Source organism: Streptomyces sp. PsTaAH-137, from assembly GCF_003259365.1.
Taxonomy (GTDB): domain Bacteria; phylum Actinomycetota; class Actinomycetes; order Streptomycetales; family Streptomycetaceae; genus Streptomyces.
Window position 1 is genome coordinate 562,098 of the sequence record NZ_QLLY01000003.1, and the last position, 15,316, is coordinate 577,413.

15 protein-coding genes are annotated in these 15,316 nt (G+C 72.7%); 4 read left to right on the forward strand and 11 right to left on the reverse strand.

Annotated elements, in window-relative coordinates:
- The gene (locus tag K377_RS08845) at positions 1 to 1,290 is read right to left on the reverse strand and encodes an AI-2E family transporter (RefSeq protein ID WP_258394999.1); all 1,290 of its coding nucleotides are present in this window, start codon (positions 1,288 to 1,290) and stop codon (positions 1 to 3) included.
- A gap of 60 nt (positions 1,291 to 1,350) precedes the next feature.
- Entirely contained in the window at positions 1,351 to 1,545 is a 195-nt protein-coding gene (locus K377_RS08850) for a DUF3046 domain-containing protein (RefSeq protein WP_111662624.1), read from the reverse strand.
- A gap of 79 nt (positions 1,546 to 1,624) precedes the next feature.
- Between K377_RS08850 and K377_RS08855 the strand changes: the two genes are divergently transcribed.
- Positions 1,625 to 2,575 (forward strand): hypothetical protein, encoded by a 951-nt coding sequence (locus K377_RS08855; protein WP_111662625.1) that lies wholly within the window; start codon positions 1,625 to 1,627, stop codon positions 2,573 to 2,575.
- Here the strand turns inward: K377_RS08855 and K377_RS08860 are convergent.
- The 4 genes from K377_RS08860 to K377_RS08875 all read right to left on the reverse strand — a co-directional run bounded on the left by K377_RS08860 (position 2,557) and on the right by K377_RS08875 (position 5,843).
- Positions 2,557 to 3,783 (reverse strand): CdaR family transcriptional regulator, encoded by a 1,227-nt coding sequence (locus K377_RS08860; RefSeq protein WP_111662626.1) that lies wholly within the window; start codon positions 3,781 to 3,783, stop codon positions 2,557 to 2,559. The genes K377_RS08855 and K377_RS08860 overlap by 19 nt on opposite strands.
- Positions 3,784 to 3,871: 88 nt before the next feature.
- Entirely contained in the window at positions 3,872 to 4,180 is a 309-nt protein-coding gene (locus K377_RS08865) for an AzlD domain-containing protein (protein WP_111662627.1), read from the reverse strand.
- Positions 4,177 to 4,944 carry an AzlC family ABC transporter permease gene (locus tag K377_RS08870; protein WP_111662695.1) on the reverse strand — a complete coding sequence of 256 codons (768 nt, stop codon included), beginning with the start codon at positions 4,942 to 4,944 and terminating at the stop codon, positions 4,177 to 4,179. Before K377_RS08870 ends, K377_RS08865 begins: the two co-directional genes overlap by 4 nt.
- The gene (locus tag K377_RS08875; RefSeq protein WP_375605912.1) at positions 4,836 to 5,843 is read right to left on the reverse strand and encodes an AraC family transcriptional regulator; all 1,008 of its coding nucleotides are present in this window, start codon (positions 5,841 to 5,843) and stop codon (positions 4,836 to 4,838) included. The genes K377_RS08870 and K377_RS08875 overlap by 109 nt, the downstream gene beginning before the upstream one ends.
- An 80-nt stretch (positions 5,844 to 5,923) precedes the next feature.
- Here K377_RS08875 and K377_RS08880 point away from each other — a divergent pair, with 80 nt between their 5' ends.
- Complete coding sequence (locus K377_RS08880; protein ID WP_111662629.1) at positions 5,924 to 10,663, forward strand: ATP-dependent helicase; 4,740 nt, start codon at positions 5,924 to 5,926, stop codon at positions 10,661 to 10,663.
- Between the two features lie 9 nt (positions 10,664 to 10,672).
- On the opposite strand, the gene K377_RS08885 is transcribed toward K377_RS08880, so the two are convergent.
- The gene (locus tag K377_RS08885; RefSeq protein ID WP_146614706.1) at positions 10,673 to 11,251 is read right to left on the reverse strand and encodes a DUF6245 family protein; all 579 of its coding nucleotides are present in this window, start codon (positions 11,249 to 11,251) and stop codon (positions 10,673 to 10,675) included.
- 35 nt (positions 11,252 to 11,286) lie between these two features.
- Positions 11,287 to 11,781 (reverse strand): nucleotidyltransferase domain-containing protein, encoded by a 495-nt coding sequence (locus K377_RS08890; protein ID WP_111662696.1) that lies wholly within the window; start codon positions 11,779 to 11,781, stop codon positions 11,287 to 11,289.
- 292 nt (positions 11,782 to 12,073) lie between these two features.
- On the opposite strand from K377_RS08890, the gene K377_RS08895 reads away from it, so the two are divergent.
- The gene (locus K377_RS08895) at positions 12,074 to 12,874 is read left to right on the forward strand and encodes an Fpg/Nei family DNA glycosylase (protein ID WP_111662631.1); all 801 of its coding nucleotides are present in this window, start codon (positions 12,074 to 12,076) and stop codon (positions 12,872 to 12,874) included.
- Positions 12,875 to 12,943: 69 nt separating this feature from the next.
- A complete protein-coding gene (locus K377_RS08900) occupies positions 12,944 to 13,735 on the forward strand; it encodes an SDR family NAD(P)-dependent oxidoreductase (RefSeq protein ID WP_111662632.1) in 792 nt (263 codons plus the stop codon).
- On the opposite strand, the gene K377_RS08905 is transcribed toward K377_RS08900, so the two are convergent.
- The 3 genes from K377_RS08905 to K377_RS08915 form a co-directional block, all read right to left on the reverse strand.
- The gene (locus K377_RS08905; RefSeq protein ID WP_258395000.1) at positions 13,683 to 14,030 is read right to left on the reverse strand and encodes a hypothetical protein; all 348 of its coding nucleotides are present in this window, start codon (positions 14,028 to 14,030) and stop codon (positions 13,683 to 13,685) included. The genes K377_RS08900 and K377_RS08905 overlap by 53 nt on opposite strands.
- A gap of 151 nt (positions 14,031 to 14,181) precedes the next feature.
- Positions 14,182 to 14,655: a Dps family protein gene (locus tag K377_RS08910; RefSeq protein ID WP_111662633.1), complete on the reverse strand. Its 474-nt coding sequence runs from the start codon at positions 14,653 to 14,655 to the stop codon at positions 14,182 to 14,184.
- 178 nt (positions 14,656 to 14,833) lie between these two features.
- Entirely contained in the window at positions 14,834 to 15,214 is a 381-nt protein-coding gene (locus K377_RS08915; RefSeq protein WP_111662634.1) for a helix-turn-helix domain-containing protein, read from the reverse strand.
- Positions 15,215 to 15,316: the final 102 nt, after the last annotated feature.

Consider the following 15,316-nt stretch of genomic DNA (forward strand, 5'->3'; position numbering starts at 1 on the left):
CTATTCGGTCCCGGAGTCCCGGGACTCGGAGGAGTCCCGCGCCTCGGAGTCGGCAGCGGACGCGGCGTCCGGATGGTTCGGCCCGTTCAGGGCGCGCCGCATGCGCGCGAGGAGCGACGCACCGCCTCGCCTGCGCGGCCCCCGCACGCGCGGGTCGTCCGTCACGTCGTACCGCTTCACGTACGCCCCGAGGAACGCCTGCAGCGTGGCGACGGCGGGGATCGCGATGAGCGCCCCCACGGCGCCGAGCAGCGCGGTGCCCGCGATGACCGATCCGAAGGCGACGGCGGGGTGGATGTCCACCGTCTTCGCGGTCAGCTTCGGCTGCAGCATGTAGTTCTCGAACTGCTGGTAGACCACCACGAAGATGAGCACCCACAGCGCGTACCAGGGGTCCACCGTGAAGGCGATCAGCATCGGCAGCGCGCCCGCCAGATAGGTGCCGATCGTCGGGATGAACTGCGAGACGAGTCCGACCCACACGGCGAGCACGGGCGCGTACGGCACTCCGAGCGCCTGCAGCAGGATGTAGTGCGCGATCCCGGAGATGAGCGCCATCAGTCCGCGCGAGTACAGATAGCCGCCCGTCTTGTCGACGGCGATCTCCCACGCGCGCACCACCTCGGCCTGCTTGGCGGGCGGCAGCACCGAGCACAGCGCGCGTCTCAGGCGCGGGCCGTCCGCGGCGAAGTAGAACGAGAACAGGGTGATCGTCAGCAGCTGGAAGAGCGCGCCGAGCACCTGCCCGGACACATCGAGGACACCGGTCGCACTGTTCTGCACGTACTTCTGCAGCCAGTCCGAGTGCAGCAGGCTGTCCTGGACCTCGACGCGGCTCAGGTCCGTGTGGAACGTCGTGTTGACCCAGCTGATGAGCTGGTCGAGATACTTCGGGAAGTCCTCGACCATGTCGACGACCTGGCCGGCCAGCATCGAACTGAGCAGGAAGACGAACCCGGCGGTCGCGATCATCACGCCGAGGAAGACGAACCCGGTGGCGAGGCCGCGGCGCAGCCCGCGCGCCGCCATCCAGCTCACCGCGGGCTCGATGGCGAGCGCCAGGAAGAACGCGATCAACACGTTGATCAGCAGTCCTGTGACCTGGTGGAAGGCCCAGCTGCCCAGCTGGAAACAGGCGATGAGGGCCAGGGCGAGCACCATGGCGCGCGGCAGCCAGCGCGGCATCCCCGCGCGCGCGGCGGACACCGGACCCGAGGGCGGCTCGGGCGGCATCGTGCCGGGCGGTGCGGCGTCGGTCTTCACCTGGAGGTTCTCGTCTGTCGCTGCCACGCTGCCCAGTCTCACCCACACCACGGACAATCTGTGCCACGCGCCGGGAATCGGGCCCGCTCAGCGCTTGTCCTGAGGCACGTCCATCGTGGTGCACACCACCTGCCAGACGTCCTTCGCGTCCCAGCCGGCGTCCAGCGCCTCGTGGACCGTGTGCCCGCCGAGACCCGCCATCACATGGTCGCGCGCGAAGGTGTCGGCGTACCCGGACCCGAAGTGATCCGCCATCCGCTGCCAGAAGACCGTCAACCGCATGACTCCAGTATCCCGCCCCTGAGAGTGCAGCCGTGCCGGGGAGTCTTGTTGAGAACGCTTTCCGTCCTACGGTCGGTGCATGGCCGAAACCGGAGCATCTCCACTCCCCTCATCGCCGTCGCCGCACTCCCCGCTCTCCCGTGCCGAGCACTTCGTCTGGCTGACCGCGCGCGTCCTGGAGCAGCGCCGGTTCGCCTATCACTTCCTGTCGGGTTCGCCCGCCGCGGCCGACGCCGTGGAGACCGCCCTGGCCGCCTACCGCAACGAGGACGACGGGTACGGGCACGCTCTCGAACCGGATCTGCGCGGCCCCGTCAGCCAGCCGCTGCACACCGGTCACGCGCTGCGCGTGCTGGACTCCATCGGGCGCTGTTCGGGGCAGCGGGTGGAACGCGTGTGCCGTTACCTCACGACGGTCTCCACCCCGGAAGGCGCCCTTCCGGCAGTGCATCCCAGCCAACGCGGCTACCCCCACGCCCCGTTCGTGCCCGTCGTGGACGATCCGCCGAGCGACCTGCTCGCCACCGGTCCGGTGGTCGGTCTGCTGCACCGCAACGAGGTCTGGCACGCGTGGTTGTTCCGCGCCACCGACTTCTGCTGGTCGGCCGTCGAGTCACTGAAGGTCTCGCACCCGTACGAGATCCATGCGGCGATCGCCTTCCTCGACGGTGTACCGGACCGCTCACGCGCGCGGGCGGCCGCCGACCGGCTGGGGCGGCTCGTACGGGAACAGCGGCTCGTGGTGCTCGATCCGGAGCGGGTGGGCGACTACCCGGTGGCCCCCGGCTACGCGCCGGGCGAGCATCACTACCCGTACGACTACGCGAAGGCCCCCGAGTCGCTGGCGCGCTCCTGGTTCACCGAGGAGGAGATGGCCCGCGCGCTCGACCATCTGCGGGGCGAGCAGCAGGAGGACGGCGGCTGGCCGGTCAACTGGCGGCAGTGGGCGCCGGGAACGGCCCTGGAGGCACGTCCCATGGTGACGATCGAGGCCCTGTGCACCCTGCGTGCCTACGGCCGTCCCTTGTAGCCGTCCTCACTCTTGGAGGTGCCGGTTCCGTTCTCGGAGTCGCGCAGCAACAGGGCGGCGATCGCGAGGGCGGTGCCGCGCGGCGAGGCCAGGTCGATCGCGGTGAGTTCGGCGATCTTCGCCAGCCGGTTGTCGACGGTGTTGGGGTGCAGGCCGAGCGTGTCGGCGGTGGCCCGGCGGTCCTGCCGGTGGGCCAGGTGCGTGCGCAGCGTCTGCAGGAGTTCCGGCCGCTCGGCCACCGGGTCGAGGAGCGCGGCGATGCGCGGGCTGCTCTCGTCGGGCCGCGACAGGTGGAACTCGAGCAGGACGTCGTCGAGCCGGTGCAGCCCCGGCGGCAGGCCGCACACGCGCGTGATGCGCAGGATCTCGGTCGCGGTGCGGGCCGCTCCGGTGATCTGCTCGGGACCGTCCGCCGGCACCGCGGCCACCCGCACGCGCAGGCCGCTGGCCCTGCTGAGACGCAGGGGCAGGTCCTCGGGCGGGACGTCGTCCCCGGGGACCACGACACGGCCCCCGTCGCCGTCCAGGAGCGCGAGGACGTCCACGCCGAAGACCTGGTCCAGGACGGTCTGCATCCGCCGCAGCCGGCGCCGCACCGCCACGGGACCCTCCGCGGGCGGCGCGTCCACGCCGAGCGCCAGGACGAGGGAGGGCCCTTCGAGCCGGAGCCGGTCGAGGAGGACATGCCCGGGCGGCACCATCCCGTCGAGCAGACCGCGGACCAACGACCGCTGCTGTGCGCGCTGTTCGGCCTCCAGGGCGGAGCGTTCGTCGAGGTACGTCTCGGCGACCGCTCCGACGACGCCGGGATGGCTCTCCAGCAGGACGTCGACCAGCTCGACCAAGGCCGCCTCCTCACCCGGCCGCGCCGCGTCGCGCAGCGTCTGCCACAGGGCGTAGACACCAAGTGCGTGGGTGCGCAGCAGGAGGTGCAGCGGCATGCCCTCCTCGGCGCGCTGAGCGGCCCGCTCGCGGAACAGCCGGTGGTCCCCGGACCTCTCGGACCGTTCCGGCTCGTTCACGCGCTTCAGGAACAGTCGTACGCCGTGGCGCGCGGTCGCCGCGATCTCCAGGTCCTTCACGTCGTCGGGCAGCTGCGGGTAGCCGGGCAGTTCCTCGAAGGACTCACGGGCCATCCGGCGGGCCAGTTCGTTGACGTGCGGTGCGCAGCGCGCGGCGAGGGAGCGGGCCTCCGGCGACAGCGGCACGGTTCCTCCCTGGGGCGCTGCGGGACATGTCGTCGTGAGGCGTCACATTAACCGGCGGCATCCCTTCCCGTACGTGTCGAAGGGCCCCTCACCCGGTGAGTGCCCGCACGCCCGCCGTGGCCACCACGGCGGCCGCGACGATCACCAGGAAGGGCGCGCGCAGCAGCAGCGCCACGGCGGCCGCGGCGAGTCCCGCGGCCTTGGCGTCGAGAACGAGCGTGCGGCCGTCCGCGAACGTCTGCTGGGCGGTGAGCGCGGCGAGCAGCGCGACCGGCAGCAGCGCCGCCAGCCGCTTCACCACGGGCCGTTCCAGCGCCCCCGCGGGCACGAGCAGGCCGATGAGCTTGACGGCGTAGCACCCCACCGCGGTGACGCCGATGGCGATCCAGATGTTCAACGGTTCTCTCCTTGCGGCGTGTTCGGGGCCCCGCCCCGGCGACGTCCCTCTACGTAGAGCACGGCCGGCGCGGCGAGCGCGGCCACCAGAACGGGCACACCGGCGGGCAGCACGGGCAGCAGCCCGAGCATCAGGAGGACGGCGAGACCCGCCACAGCACGCTCCGTGGTGGTCCGCAGCATCGGAGCCAGCAGGGCGAGGAACACCGCGGGTCCGGCCGCGTCGATCCCCCAGGCGTCGGTGTCGCCGATGGCCTCGGCCCCGAGGGCGCCGAGCAGCGTGGTCACGTTCCACAGGACGTAGAGGGTCAGCCCGGTGACGGTGAAGCCCAGGCGCACGCTGCGCCGGTCGGGCTGGGCCAGCGAGACGGCCGACGTCTCGTCGATGACCCAGTGCGCGGCGAACGGCCGCACCGCGCGCGGGAGGGCGAGCAGTTGCGACAGGCGCAGTCCGTAGAAGGCGTTGCGCACCCCCAGGAAGAAGGCTCCCGCGGCGGCGGTGAACGGGTTGCCGCCGGCCGCGAGCGCGCCGACCAGCGCGAACTGCGAGGCGCCGGTGAAGACGAGGAGGCTGAGCGCGCAGCTCTGCAGGACGCTGAGGCCGCTGCCCGCCGAGGTCACCCCGAAGGCGAATCCCGAAAGGCCGACGGCGATCCCTACGCCGAGCGCGTCCCGGACGACGGCGGCGGTGGGCTTCCCGGCTGCTCCGGGGTGTTCCCCGTGCCGGTCGGGGGCCGCGTCGGGCGCCCTTCCCGCGGGGCGTATGTCGGTGGGTGTTGTCTGTTCTGCCACGCCTCGGACGCTACGAGCAGGTGTCCGTCCGCGTCTTGTACGTTCTTGCGCTCCCGCTGGTACGCCCCGGGAGGCACACCGACGATCCGGGTGAAGTGCCGGTTCAGGTGCGGCTGGTCGGTGAAGCCGACGACGACCGCGGCCTCGGCCGGGGCCGTGCCCGTCTCCAGGAGGCGCCGGGCGGCCCGCACGCGCGCGCTGGTGAGCCAGGTGTGCGGCGGCATCCCGTAGGCGTCGCGGAAGGCCCGCAGCAGCGCGAAGGGGCTGGTGTCGAGTTCGGCGGCGAGCGCTTCCAGGGACGGCGGATCGGCCATGCGCTCCTCGAGGAACTCACGCGCGCGTGCCGCGGCGCCGACCCCCGCGGTCCTGCGGGGACGCTGCGCGAGCGCCGTGCCGTGGTCGCGCAGCAGCCGGGCGAGCACGACGCGCAGGAGGCTGTCGGCGGCCAGCGCGTTGCCCTGCTCGGCGGCGCGGTGCACGTCGCTGATCATCCGTGCGGCCTGCGGGTCAGTGACGATGGGCTCCCGGAAGGCCGGAGTGCCGCGGACCGCGCCGGTCTCGGCGGCGATCTCGGCGACGACGCCCGCCGAGGGGTAGAGCGTGGAGTACGACCAGCCGTCGGGGCCGCCCGCCTGCGCGGTGTGCGCCACCTCCGGGTTGATCATGACGACGCTGCCGGGTCCGGCGAGCAGGGTGCCGCCGGGCATGCCGACCTCCTCGACACCGCCCGTGACGGCGCCGAAGACATAGCCCTCGTGGCTGTGGCGGGGGAACGTGTGGCCGAGGTAGCGGGCGCGCAGCAGATCCAGGCCCGGCAGGTGTTCGTACCGCCAGTGCCGTGCCCATTCGCCCTTGCCCGCCATACCCTCCATTGTGCGGCAGGCCCGGCGCGCCGGACCACTCGTTTGCGCTGGTCACGGCGGTTGTCAGTGGTCGGGTGCAGGATGGAGCCATGGTCAGGTCCAGTCAGGGGGCGAGCAGCGCCCGCAGCGCACTTGAGGGGTTCTCCCCCGCGACCCGCGGTTGGTTCGCGGGGGCCTTCTCCGCGCCCACGTCCGCCCAGGCCGGGGCGTGGCGGGCGATCGGGGAGGGCTCGGACGTGCTGGTGGTCGCGCCCACCGGCTCGGGCAAGACGCTGGCCGCGTTCCTGGCCGCCCTGGACCAGCTGGCCTCCACTCCACCGCCCGCCGACCCCAAGAAGCGCTGCCGGGTCCTGTACGTGTCCCCACTGAAGGCCCTGGCGGTCGACGTGGAGCGCAATCTGCGCAGTCCGCTCACCGGCATCCGGCAGGAGGCGGTCCGTCTCGGCCTGCCGGAGCCCGAGGTGAAGGTCGGCATCCGCTCCGGCGACACCCCGCAGGCCGAGCGCCGCGCCCTGGCCACGCGTCCGCCGGACATCCTGATCACGACGCCCGAGTCGCTGTTCCTCATGCTGACGTCGGCCACGCGTGACGCGCTGACCGGCATCGAGACGGTGATCCTTGACGAGGTGCACGCGGTGGCCGGCACCAAGCGCGGCGCCCATCTGGCGCTCTCCCTGGAGCGTCTGGACCAGTTGCTGCCCCGCCCGGCCCGCCGCATCGGCCTGTCCGCGACGGTCCGCCCGGTCGACGAGGTGGCGCGCTATCTGTCCCCGCAGCGCCGGGTGGAGATCGTCCAGCCGCCTTCGGGCAAGGAGTTCGACCTGTCGGTGGTCGTCCCCGTCGAGGACCTGGGCGAGCTGGGCGGCTCCCCGGTGGCCGACTCCGACCAGGGCGCCGAGCGTCCGTCGATCTGGCCCTCGGTGGAGGAGCGCATCACGGACCTCATCGAGGCCCACCGCTCCACGATCGTCTTCGCGAACTCCCGCCGCCTCGCGGAGCGCCTGTGCAACAGGCTGAACGAGATCGCGTACGAGCGCGCCACCGGCGAGGCCCTCCCCGAGGACCACTCGCCCGCCGAGCTGATGGGCGGTTCCGGCGCGGCGACCGGCGCTCCCCCGGTCATCGCCCGCGCCCACCACGGCTCGGTCTCCAAGGAGCAGCGCGCACAGGTCGAGGAGGACCTGAAGGCGGGCCGGCTGCCCGCGGTCGTGGCCACCTCCAGCCTGGAGCTGGGCATCGACATGGGCGCCGTGGACCTGGTCGTCCAGGTCGAGTCACCGCCCTCCGTGGCCTCCGGCCTGCAGCGGGTCGGCCGTGCGGGCCACCAGGTGGGCGCGGTCTCCACGGGCGTCGTCTTCCCCAAGTACCGGGGCGACCTGGTGCAGTCGGCCGTGGTGACCGAGCGGATGCGGAGCGGCTCCATCGAGTCGCTGCGCGTCCCGGCCAACCCGCTGGACGTGCTCGCGCAGCAGCTGGTCGCGATCACGGCCCTCGACAGCTGGCAGGTCGACGACCTCCTCGCGCTGGTCCGCCGGGCCGCGCCCTTCGCCTCGCTCCCCGAGTCCGCGTTCACCGGTGTCCTCGACATGCTGGCGGGCCGCTATCCGTCCGACGCCTTCGCCGAGCTGCGGCCGCGCGTCGTCTGGGACCGCGTCGCCGGCACCGTCACCGGCCGCCCCGGGGCGCAGCGCCTGGCCGTCACGTCCGGCGGCACGATCCCCGACCGGGGCCTCTTCGGGGTCTTCCTCGCCGGAGCCGACCCGAAGAAGGGCGGCGGCCGTGTCGGCGAGCTGGACGAGGAGATGGTCTACGAGTCCCGGGTCGGCGACGTCTTCACGCTCGGCACCAGCTCCTGGCGCATCGAGGACATCACGCGCGACCGCGTCCTCGTCTCCCCCGCGCCCGGAGTCCCCGGCCGGCTCCCCTTCTGGAAGGGCGACCAGCTGGGCCGCCCGCTCGAACTGGGCAGGGCGCTGGGCGCGTTCCTCCGCGAGATCGGCTCCCAGAAGCCCGACGACGCGCGCGTGCGGCTCAGCGCGGCGGGTCTCGACCAGTGGGCCGCGGACAATGTCCTGTCGTACCTGGCCGAGCAGCGCGAGGCGTGCGGCCACATCCCGGACGACCGCACCATCGTGGTCGAGCGTTTCCGCGACGAGCTGGGCGACTGGCGGGTCGTCGTCCACTCCCCCTTCGGCGCCCAGGTGCACGCCCCCTGGGCGCTCGCCCTGGGAGCCCGGCTCAGCGAGAAGTACGGCATGGACGCGCAGGTCATGCACGCCGACGACGGCATCGTGCTGCGCCTGCCGGACGCGGACCTGATGGGCCTGGACCTCCTCGACCAGGAGCCCGCCAAGCCGGGCCTGGAGTACGACTCCGATCAGGCCCCCATCGGCGCGGCGGACGTCGCCTTCGACAAGGGCGACGTCGACCAGATCGTCACCGAACAGGTCGGCGGCTCGGCCCTGTTCGCCTCCCGTTTCCGCGAGTGCGCGGCCCGCGCGCTGCTGCTCCCCAAGCGCAACCCGGGCAAGCGCACCCCGCTGTGGCAGCAGCGCCAGCGGGCCTCCCAGCTCCTCGAGGTGGCCAGCGAGTTCGGCTCGTTCCCCATCGTCCTGGAGGCGGTGCGCGAATGCCTCCAGGACGTCTTCGACGTGCCCGGGCTCGCCGAGCTGATGGGCGACATCGAGTCCCGCAAGGTGCGCCTCGTCGAGGTCACCACCCCGGAGGCGTCCCCGTTCGCCCGCTCGCTGCTGTTCGGTTACGTGGCGCAGTTCCTGTACGAGGGCGACTCCCCGCTCGCCGAGCGCCGTGCGGCCGCGCTGTCCCTGGACTCGCATCTCCTGGCCGAGCTGCTCGGCCAGGCCGAGCTGCGCGAGCTGCTCGACGCGGACGTGCTGGCCGAGCTGGAGCAGGAGCTGCAGTGGCGCACCGAGGACCGCCGCATCAAGGACGTCGAGGGCGTCGCGGACCTGCTCCGGCTCCTCGGCCCGCTCACCGACGCCGAGCTGACCGAGCGCGGCGCCGAGCCGGGCTGGGCCGAGGACCTGGCCGCCGCGCGCCGCGCCATCCGCGTCCGCGTCGCCGGCACCGATCACTGGGCGGCGATCGAGGACGCCGGCCGACTGCGCGACGCCCTGGGCACGGCGCTGCCCGTGGGGGTCCCCGAGGCGTTCACGGAGCCGGTGAAGGATCCTCTGGGCGATCTCCTGGCCCGCTTCGCCCGTACGCACGGCCCGTTCACCTCGGCGCAGGCGGCCACCCGCTTCGGCCTGGGCACCGCGGTCACCGAGGGCGCCCTCCAGCGCCTCGCCGCGAACGGCCGGGTGGTGCAGGGCGAGTTCCACCCGGCGGACATCGGCCAGGAGTGGTGCGACGCCGCCGTGCTGCGCCGCCTGCGCCGCCGCTCCCTGGCCGCGCTCCGGCACGAACTGGAGCCGGTGCCGCCCGCCGCGCTGGCCCAGTTCCTGCCCCAGTGGCAGCACTTGGGCAGCCACGGCCTGCGCGGCATCGACGGCCTGGTCCGCGCCGTCGAGCAGCTTCAGGGCGCCTCGGTCCCCGCCTCCGCGCTGGAGAAGCTGGTCCTCCCCTCCCGCGTCTCCGGCTACGTACCGGCGATGCTGGACGAACTCACGGCGTCCGGCGAGGTGGTGTGGGCCGGAGCGGGCTCACTGCCGGGCAAGGACGGCTGGGTCAGTCTCTACCTCGCCGACGCGGTGCCGCTCCTGCTGCCGCCCCCGCACCCGCTGGAGCCGACACCGCTCCACGAGTCGGTCCTGGACAGCCTCGCGGGCGGCTACGGCCTGTTCTTCCGGCAGATCGCCGACCAGGTCCGCGCCACCCACCCCGAGGTCGGCGATCCCCAGCTGGCCGACGCCCTGTGGGAGCTGGCCTGGTCGGGCCGGCTCACCAACGACACACTGGCACCGATGCGGGCCGTCCTGGGCTCCGGCCGCACCGCCGGGTCCACCGCCCACCGGGCCCGCCGGTCCGTCCCGCGCGGCCGCTACGGAAGCCTCACGGCGGCCGCCCGCGCCAGTTCGCGCACCGGCCCGCCCACGGTCGCGGGCCGCTGGTCCCTGCTGCCCGCCCAGGAGCCGGACCCGACGCTGCGCGCCCACGCCCTGGCCCGCACCCTCCTCGACCGGCACGGCGTGGTGACCCGCGGCGCCGTGGCCGCCGAAGGCGTCGAGGGCGGCTTCTCGGCGACGTACCGGGTGCTGTCCGTCTTCGAGGAGAGCGGCCAGGCCCGGCGCGGCTATGTCGTGGAAGGGCTCGGCGCGGCCCAGTTCGCCATGGACGGCGCCGTGGACCGCCTGCGCGCGGCGGCGAACGCACGGGAGCGCGGCACCACCCCACCGGACCCCTGGGCCCCGGCCGACACACCCGCCCCGAAGAACGGAGCGCCGCGGGCGCTGGTCCTTGCGGCGGCCGATCCGGCGAACGCGTACGGGGCGGCCCTGTCCTGGCCGGAGCCGCCCACCGGGGCGGGCCACAAGCCGGGCCGCAAGGCGGGCTCCCTCGTGGTCCTCGTCGACGGCGAGCTGACGCTCTACATGGAGCGCGGCGGCAAGACCCTGCTGTGCTGGCCGGCCTCCGACGGCGGCACCCCCGCGGCGGAGGCCCCGGCCCCCACCTCCGCCGAGCTGGCCGAGGATCCCCGGCTGCCCGCGTCGGCGAAGGCGCTCGCCGACGCGGCCCGCTCCGGCGCACTCGGCACGATCACGGTCGAGCGGATCAACGGCACGGCCGCGCTCACCTCCCCGTACGCCTCCCTCCTGGAAGGAGCCGGCTTCCACGCCACACCGCGCGGGCTGCGCCTGCGGGCCTGAGTCGGCGCTTCAGACACCGGGCGTCCCGTCGGAGGACACCTCCGTACCGGATACCGGCAGCGCGTCCAGCGCCTCCACCGCGGCGACCAGATCCGCCCGCACCCGCTCGAGATCGGCCGGGACATCGGCAGCACGCGGATCGTCGGCGCCGGTCACCGACATGCAGGACAGCAGGTTGAGCAGCGCGTTGGAGGCGTGGGCGCCGACGGTGCCGAGCGGCTCGTGGTCCTCCTCGCTCATAGTCTTCAGGGCGTTCCAGACGTGGCCCGTCTGCCAGTGCAGCAGACCGATCACCCCGGTCCAGTCGGCCCCCGACGCCTTGAACACCTGCTCCCGCGCGAGCGCCATCTCCTCCGAGCCCGCACCCGCCTCCAGCATGTTCCCCTCGGTGACCATCCCGGTCCCGATGGAGGCGCCGTAGAGAGCGTTGGCTAGGACGGCGGCGAGGACGTGTTCACCACCGACGGAGACGGCCTGCCGCTCCAACTCCTCGGGGTCCGGCTGCTGGGCGTAGACACCGAGGGCGGTCATGGCCGCGGCTATCTCGTCCGGCCCGGGCGCGGGATGAGGTTGATCATGAGCTGTCATGACGAGGACCGTATCCGCTCCCCTCACCGAGACGATCAGAAGTGAGTGCTGATCCCGAAGACCCGGCGCAGCTCCGCCATGTCGTGTCGGTCGCGCTCAGTGGGTCCGTAGCCCTGATGGAAGAACACCTGCTGCTCGGCGGAGAGGCAAGGAACGGAGGTCCCCCGCACGGTGCCGGTGACGAAGCAGGAGGAGGGATAGACGAAGGGACGCTCCGGATCGGGCGACGCCTGCACCGCCGAGCCGTCATTACTGAAGACCAGCGGATGAAGGTCGATCTCCAGGCCGCCAGGATCCCGCACGACGAACCGAACGGGCCGCCAGTTCAAGGTCTCGACGAAACCCTCCGCGGAGAGAGCCGCCAGCACCACGGCCTCCTGGTCCTGCCGGTGCATCAGGTCCAGATCCCGATGGTCCCGGGTCTGCTCACCGACCAGCGCGTCGATCCCCCACCCACCACCGACCCACACATCGGCCCCCGCCCGCCGCAACAACCCCAGCACGGCCAACACGTCCTCAGAAGTCATCATCAGCCGCACCCTAAAAGCCCCGCTGCCAAGGGGCGACCCATATTCCACGGGCCCTTCAGGCACACGCTCAGCGTCGCCTCCCCGGGGCGAGCGGAGCTCGCTCCAGGGGCGCGGGGAACTGCGCGACCAGCCCCCACCGACCCACACACGAAACACAACCCGAAGCCCCCCAGGGGCGCGGGGAACTGCGCGACCAGCCCCCACCGCCCCGCACACGAACGACAACCCGGCAACCCGGCAACCCGCCCCGACAGACATGCCACCCCACCCGCCCCCACCTACGCTGAACCTCATGCCCGAAGGAGACACCGTCCTGCAAGCAGCGAAACGGCTGCACACCGCCCTCGCGGGCCAGGTACTCACCCGCTCCGACCTGCGCGTCCCCCGATTCGCCACGGCCGACCTGACCGGCCGCACGGTCCTGGACGTCACCGCGCGCGGCAAGCACCTGATGACCCGTGTCGAGGGCGGCCTCACCCTCCACTCGCACCTGCGGATGGACGGCTCCTGGAAGATCTACGCCCCGGGCGAGCGCTGGCGCGGCGGCCCCGCGCACCAGATCCGCGCGATCCTCGGCAACGAGACCCGCACGGCGGTCGGCTACCGCCTCCCCGTCGTCGAACTCCTGCGCACCGCCGAGGAGTCCAAGGCCGTCGGCCACCTCGGCCCCGACCTGCTCGGCCCTGACTGGGACCCCGACACGGCCCTGGCCAACCTGTTCAAGGATCCGGCCCGCCCGCTCGGCGAGGCCCTCCTCGACCAGCGGAACCTGGCCGGCATCGGCAATGTCTACAAGTCCGAGCTCTGCTTCCTCCTGCGCGTCACCCCCTGGCTCCCGGTCGGCGACCTGCCGCCCGACACCGCCGCCCGCCTCCCGCTGCTCGCCAAGAAGCTCCTCGAAGCCAACCGCGACCGCCCGACCCGCATCACCACCGGCAGCTCCCACCCCGGCGAACAGCTGTACGTCTACGGTCGCGCCCCACGCCCCTGTCTGCGCTGCCGCACCCCGATCCGCAAGGCGAACCAGGGCGACGGATCCCGCAAACGCCCCACCTACTGGTGCCCCGTCTGCCAGCAGGGCCCGACACCGTAGAAACAGCTCCGCACTTCGCCCCGTGCACGACAATTGACGACCCGTCAGAAATGCTCGTACGGTCCTTGCATGCCTGTCACGGCGTACGACCTCACCGGACGCACCGCATTCGTCACCGGCGCGGCGAGCGGCATCGGCCGCGCCTCGGCCGTCCTGCTCGCCCGCGCGGGCGCCACCGTGCACTGCGCGGACCGCGACGAGCAGGGCCTGCACGAGACGACGGACCTCATCAAGCAGGACGGCGGCACCGCGCACGCGTACCCGCTCGACGTCAGCGACCGCGCCCAGCTCACCCAGGCCATCGCCACGGCGGCCCGCCCCGCCGGCGACGGCAGCGGCGGCGGTCTCGACATCATGGCCGCGATCGCCGGGGTCATGCACTCCAGCCCCGTCCTGGAGACCCGCGACGAGGACCTAGACCGCGTCTTCGCCATCAACTTCAAGGGCATCCTGTACGCCTGCCAGGAAGCGGCCCGCACCATGATCGCGAACGGTACCCGCGGCAGCATCGTCACGATGGCGTCGGGAGCCGTCGACACCGGCGGTCCGGGCCTGCTCTGCTACGGCGTCGCGAAGGCGGCCGTCGTCCAGCTGACCAAAACGCTCGCCACGGAGGCCGGGCCGCACGGCATCCGGGTCAACGCGGTCGCGCCCGGCTGGATCCGCACCCCGATGACGACCGCCCACGACGGCCGCGCCCAGGCCCACACGGAGTCCCTGATGACGCGCATGACCCCGCTCGGCCGGGTCGGCGAGCCCGACGAGATCGCGCACGCGGTGCTGCACCTCGCCTCGGACGCCTCGTCCTTCACGACGGGCCAGATCCTCCGCCCGAACGGAGGCGTCGCCATGCCCTGGTGACCACCCCGCTGACCAGCCCCCACACCCCGCCCGCCATCTCGTGCCCCGCCCGCAGGGCCCGCCCCCGCACCTTCCGCGCACCGTGCCGCCCCGGCATTCCCGCGACGCCGGCGGCCTTCGACTTGGGCAGCGCGTGCACCGGCAGCAGGCTCAGCCCCCAGCCTCCCGCGGCGACCGCCCCCTCGAACGCCCCCGCGTCCGGCGCGAAGGCCAGCCGCAGCACTCCCCACCACCACAGCGCCCCCACCAGTACGGCGGGTATCCAGCGCAGCGCTCGCCACCGGCCCACGGTCACCGCCCGCTCACCTCCACCCGTACCGCCCCAAGCACCGCGTCCCGACGCCAACGACATCCGTACCCCGTGAACAGGGCGCACTCCACAGACAGCGCACACCGGGGGCGCGCCACCCGTGAGGCGACGCGCCCCCGATCACCGCGGCGGTGACTCAGCCGCCGTTCTCGGCCTGGAACATCCAGTGGTGCTTCTCCAGATCCGCCGTGATGGCGATGAAGATGTCCTGGCTGACGGGGTCCGCGTCACCGGTCGCCTCGATCCGCTCCCGCATCCGGGTGATCACGGCACCGAGGGCGTCCACGAGCGTGCCCACCGCGTCCACGTCCTTGACCCAGCCGTCGGCGATCGTGCCGATCCCGCTGGTGGCGGCCACGGTCCCGGCCCGGCCGTCCGGGGACACCCCGAGCGTGGAGGCCCGCTCGGCCACCGTGTCGGAGTGCAGACGCGCGGTGTCCACGACCTCGTCGAGCTGGAGATGCACGGACCGGAAGCGGGGACCGACCACGTTCCAGTGAACCTGCTTCGCCACCAGCGAGAGGTCCACCAGATCGACCAGGGCCCCTTGCAGCGCCTCGGAGACGGTCTTCAGATCGGCATCGGTCAGTGGACTCTTCACGACGTACATCCGTTACCTCCGTATCGAAACCATCATCAACAATGGCATATACGTACTAGAACGGACATGCGGCGGGGACGCCAGGGCCAAATGGCCTACAAGTACGACCGTCGCGGCGCACACGGCGGAGACCCCCGGCCGAAGATCTCGACCGGGGGTCTCCCCAAGCTCATGCTGAGCGCAGGCGCTACGCCGCTACGACGTCCACGGCCTCCGCAGGCGCCTTGATCGTCACCCGTTCCGGCGGGACGCCGGTCACGGAGACGGAATTGAGCATCGGGCGAACCGGTGCCGGCACCGGCTCCGACGGGACTGCCGCCGCCGACGCGGCCAGCTCCGCGAGAGCGAGCTCGTCGCTCACCTCGCGCATCAACTCGGACATCCGTACGTCAAGCGCGTCGCAGATCGCGGAGAGCAGCTCGGAGGAAGCCTCCTTCTGCCCCCGTTCCACCTCGGAAAGATAGCCGAGCGAGACTCGGGCGGACGAGGAGACTTCGCGCAGAGTACGGCCCTGGCGCTGGCGCTGCCGACGCAGCACGTCACCCAGCAGGCGACGGAGCAGAATCATCGGTGGCTCCCTCCTCGGACCGCGTAGCCGCATCCTTCACGCCCCACCGTACCGCCTTGGGCGGCGGCCGTGCGGGGAGCGATGTCGTGTTCACTCAGGGCT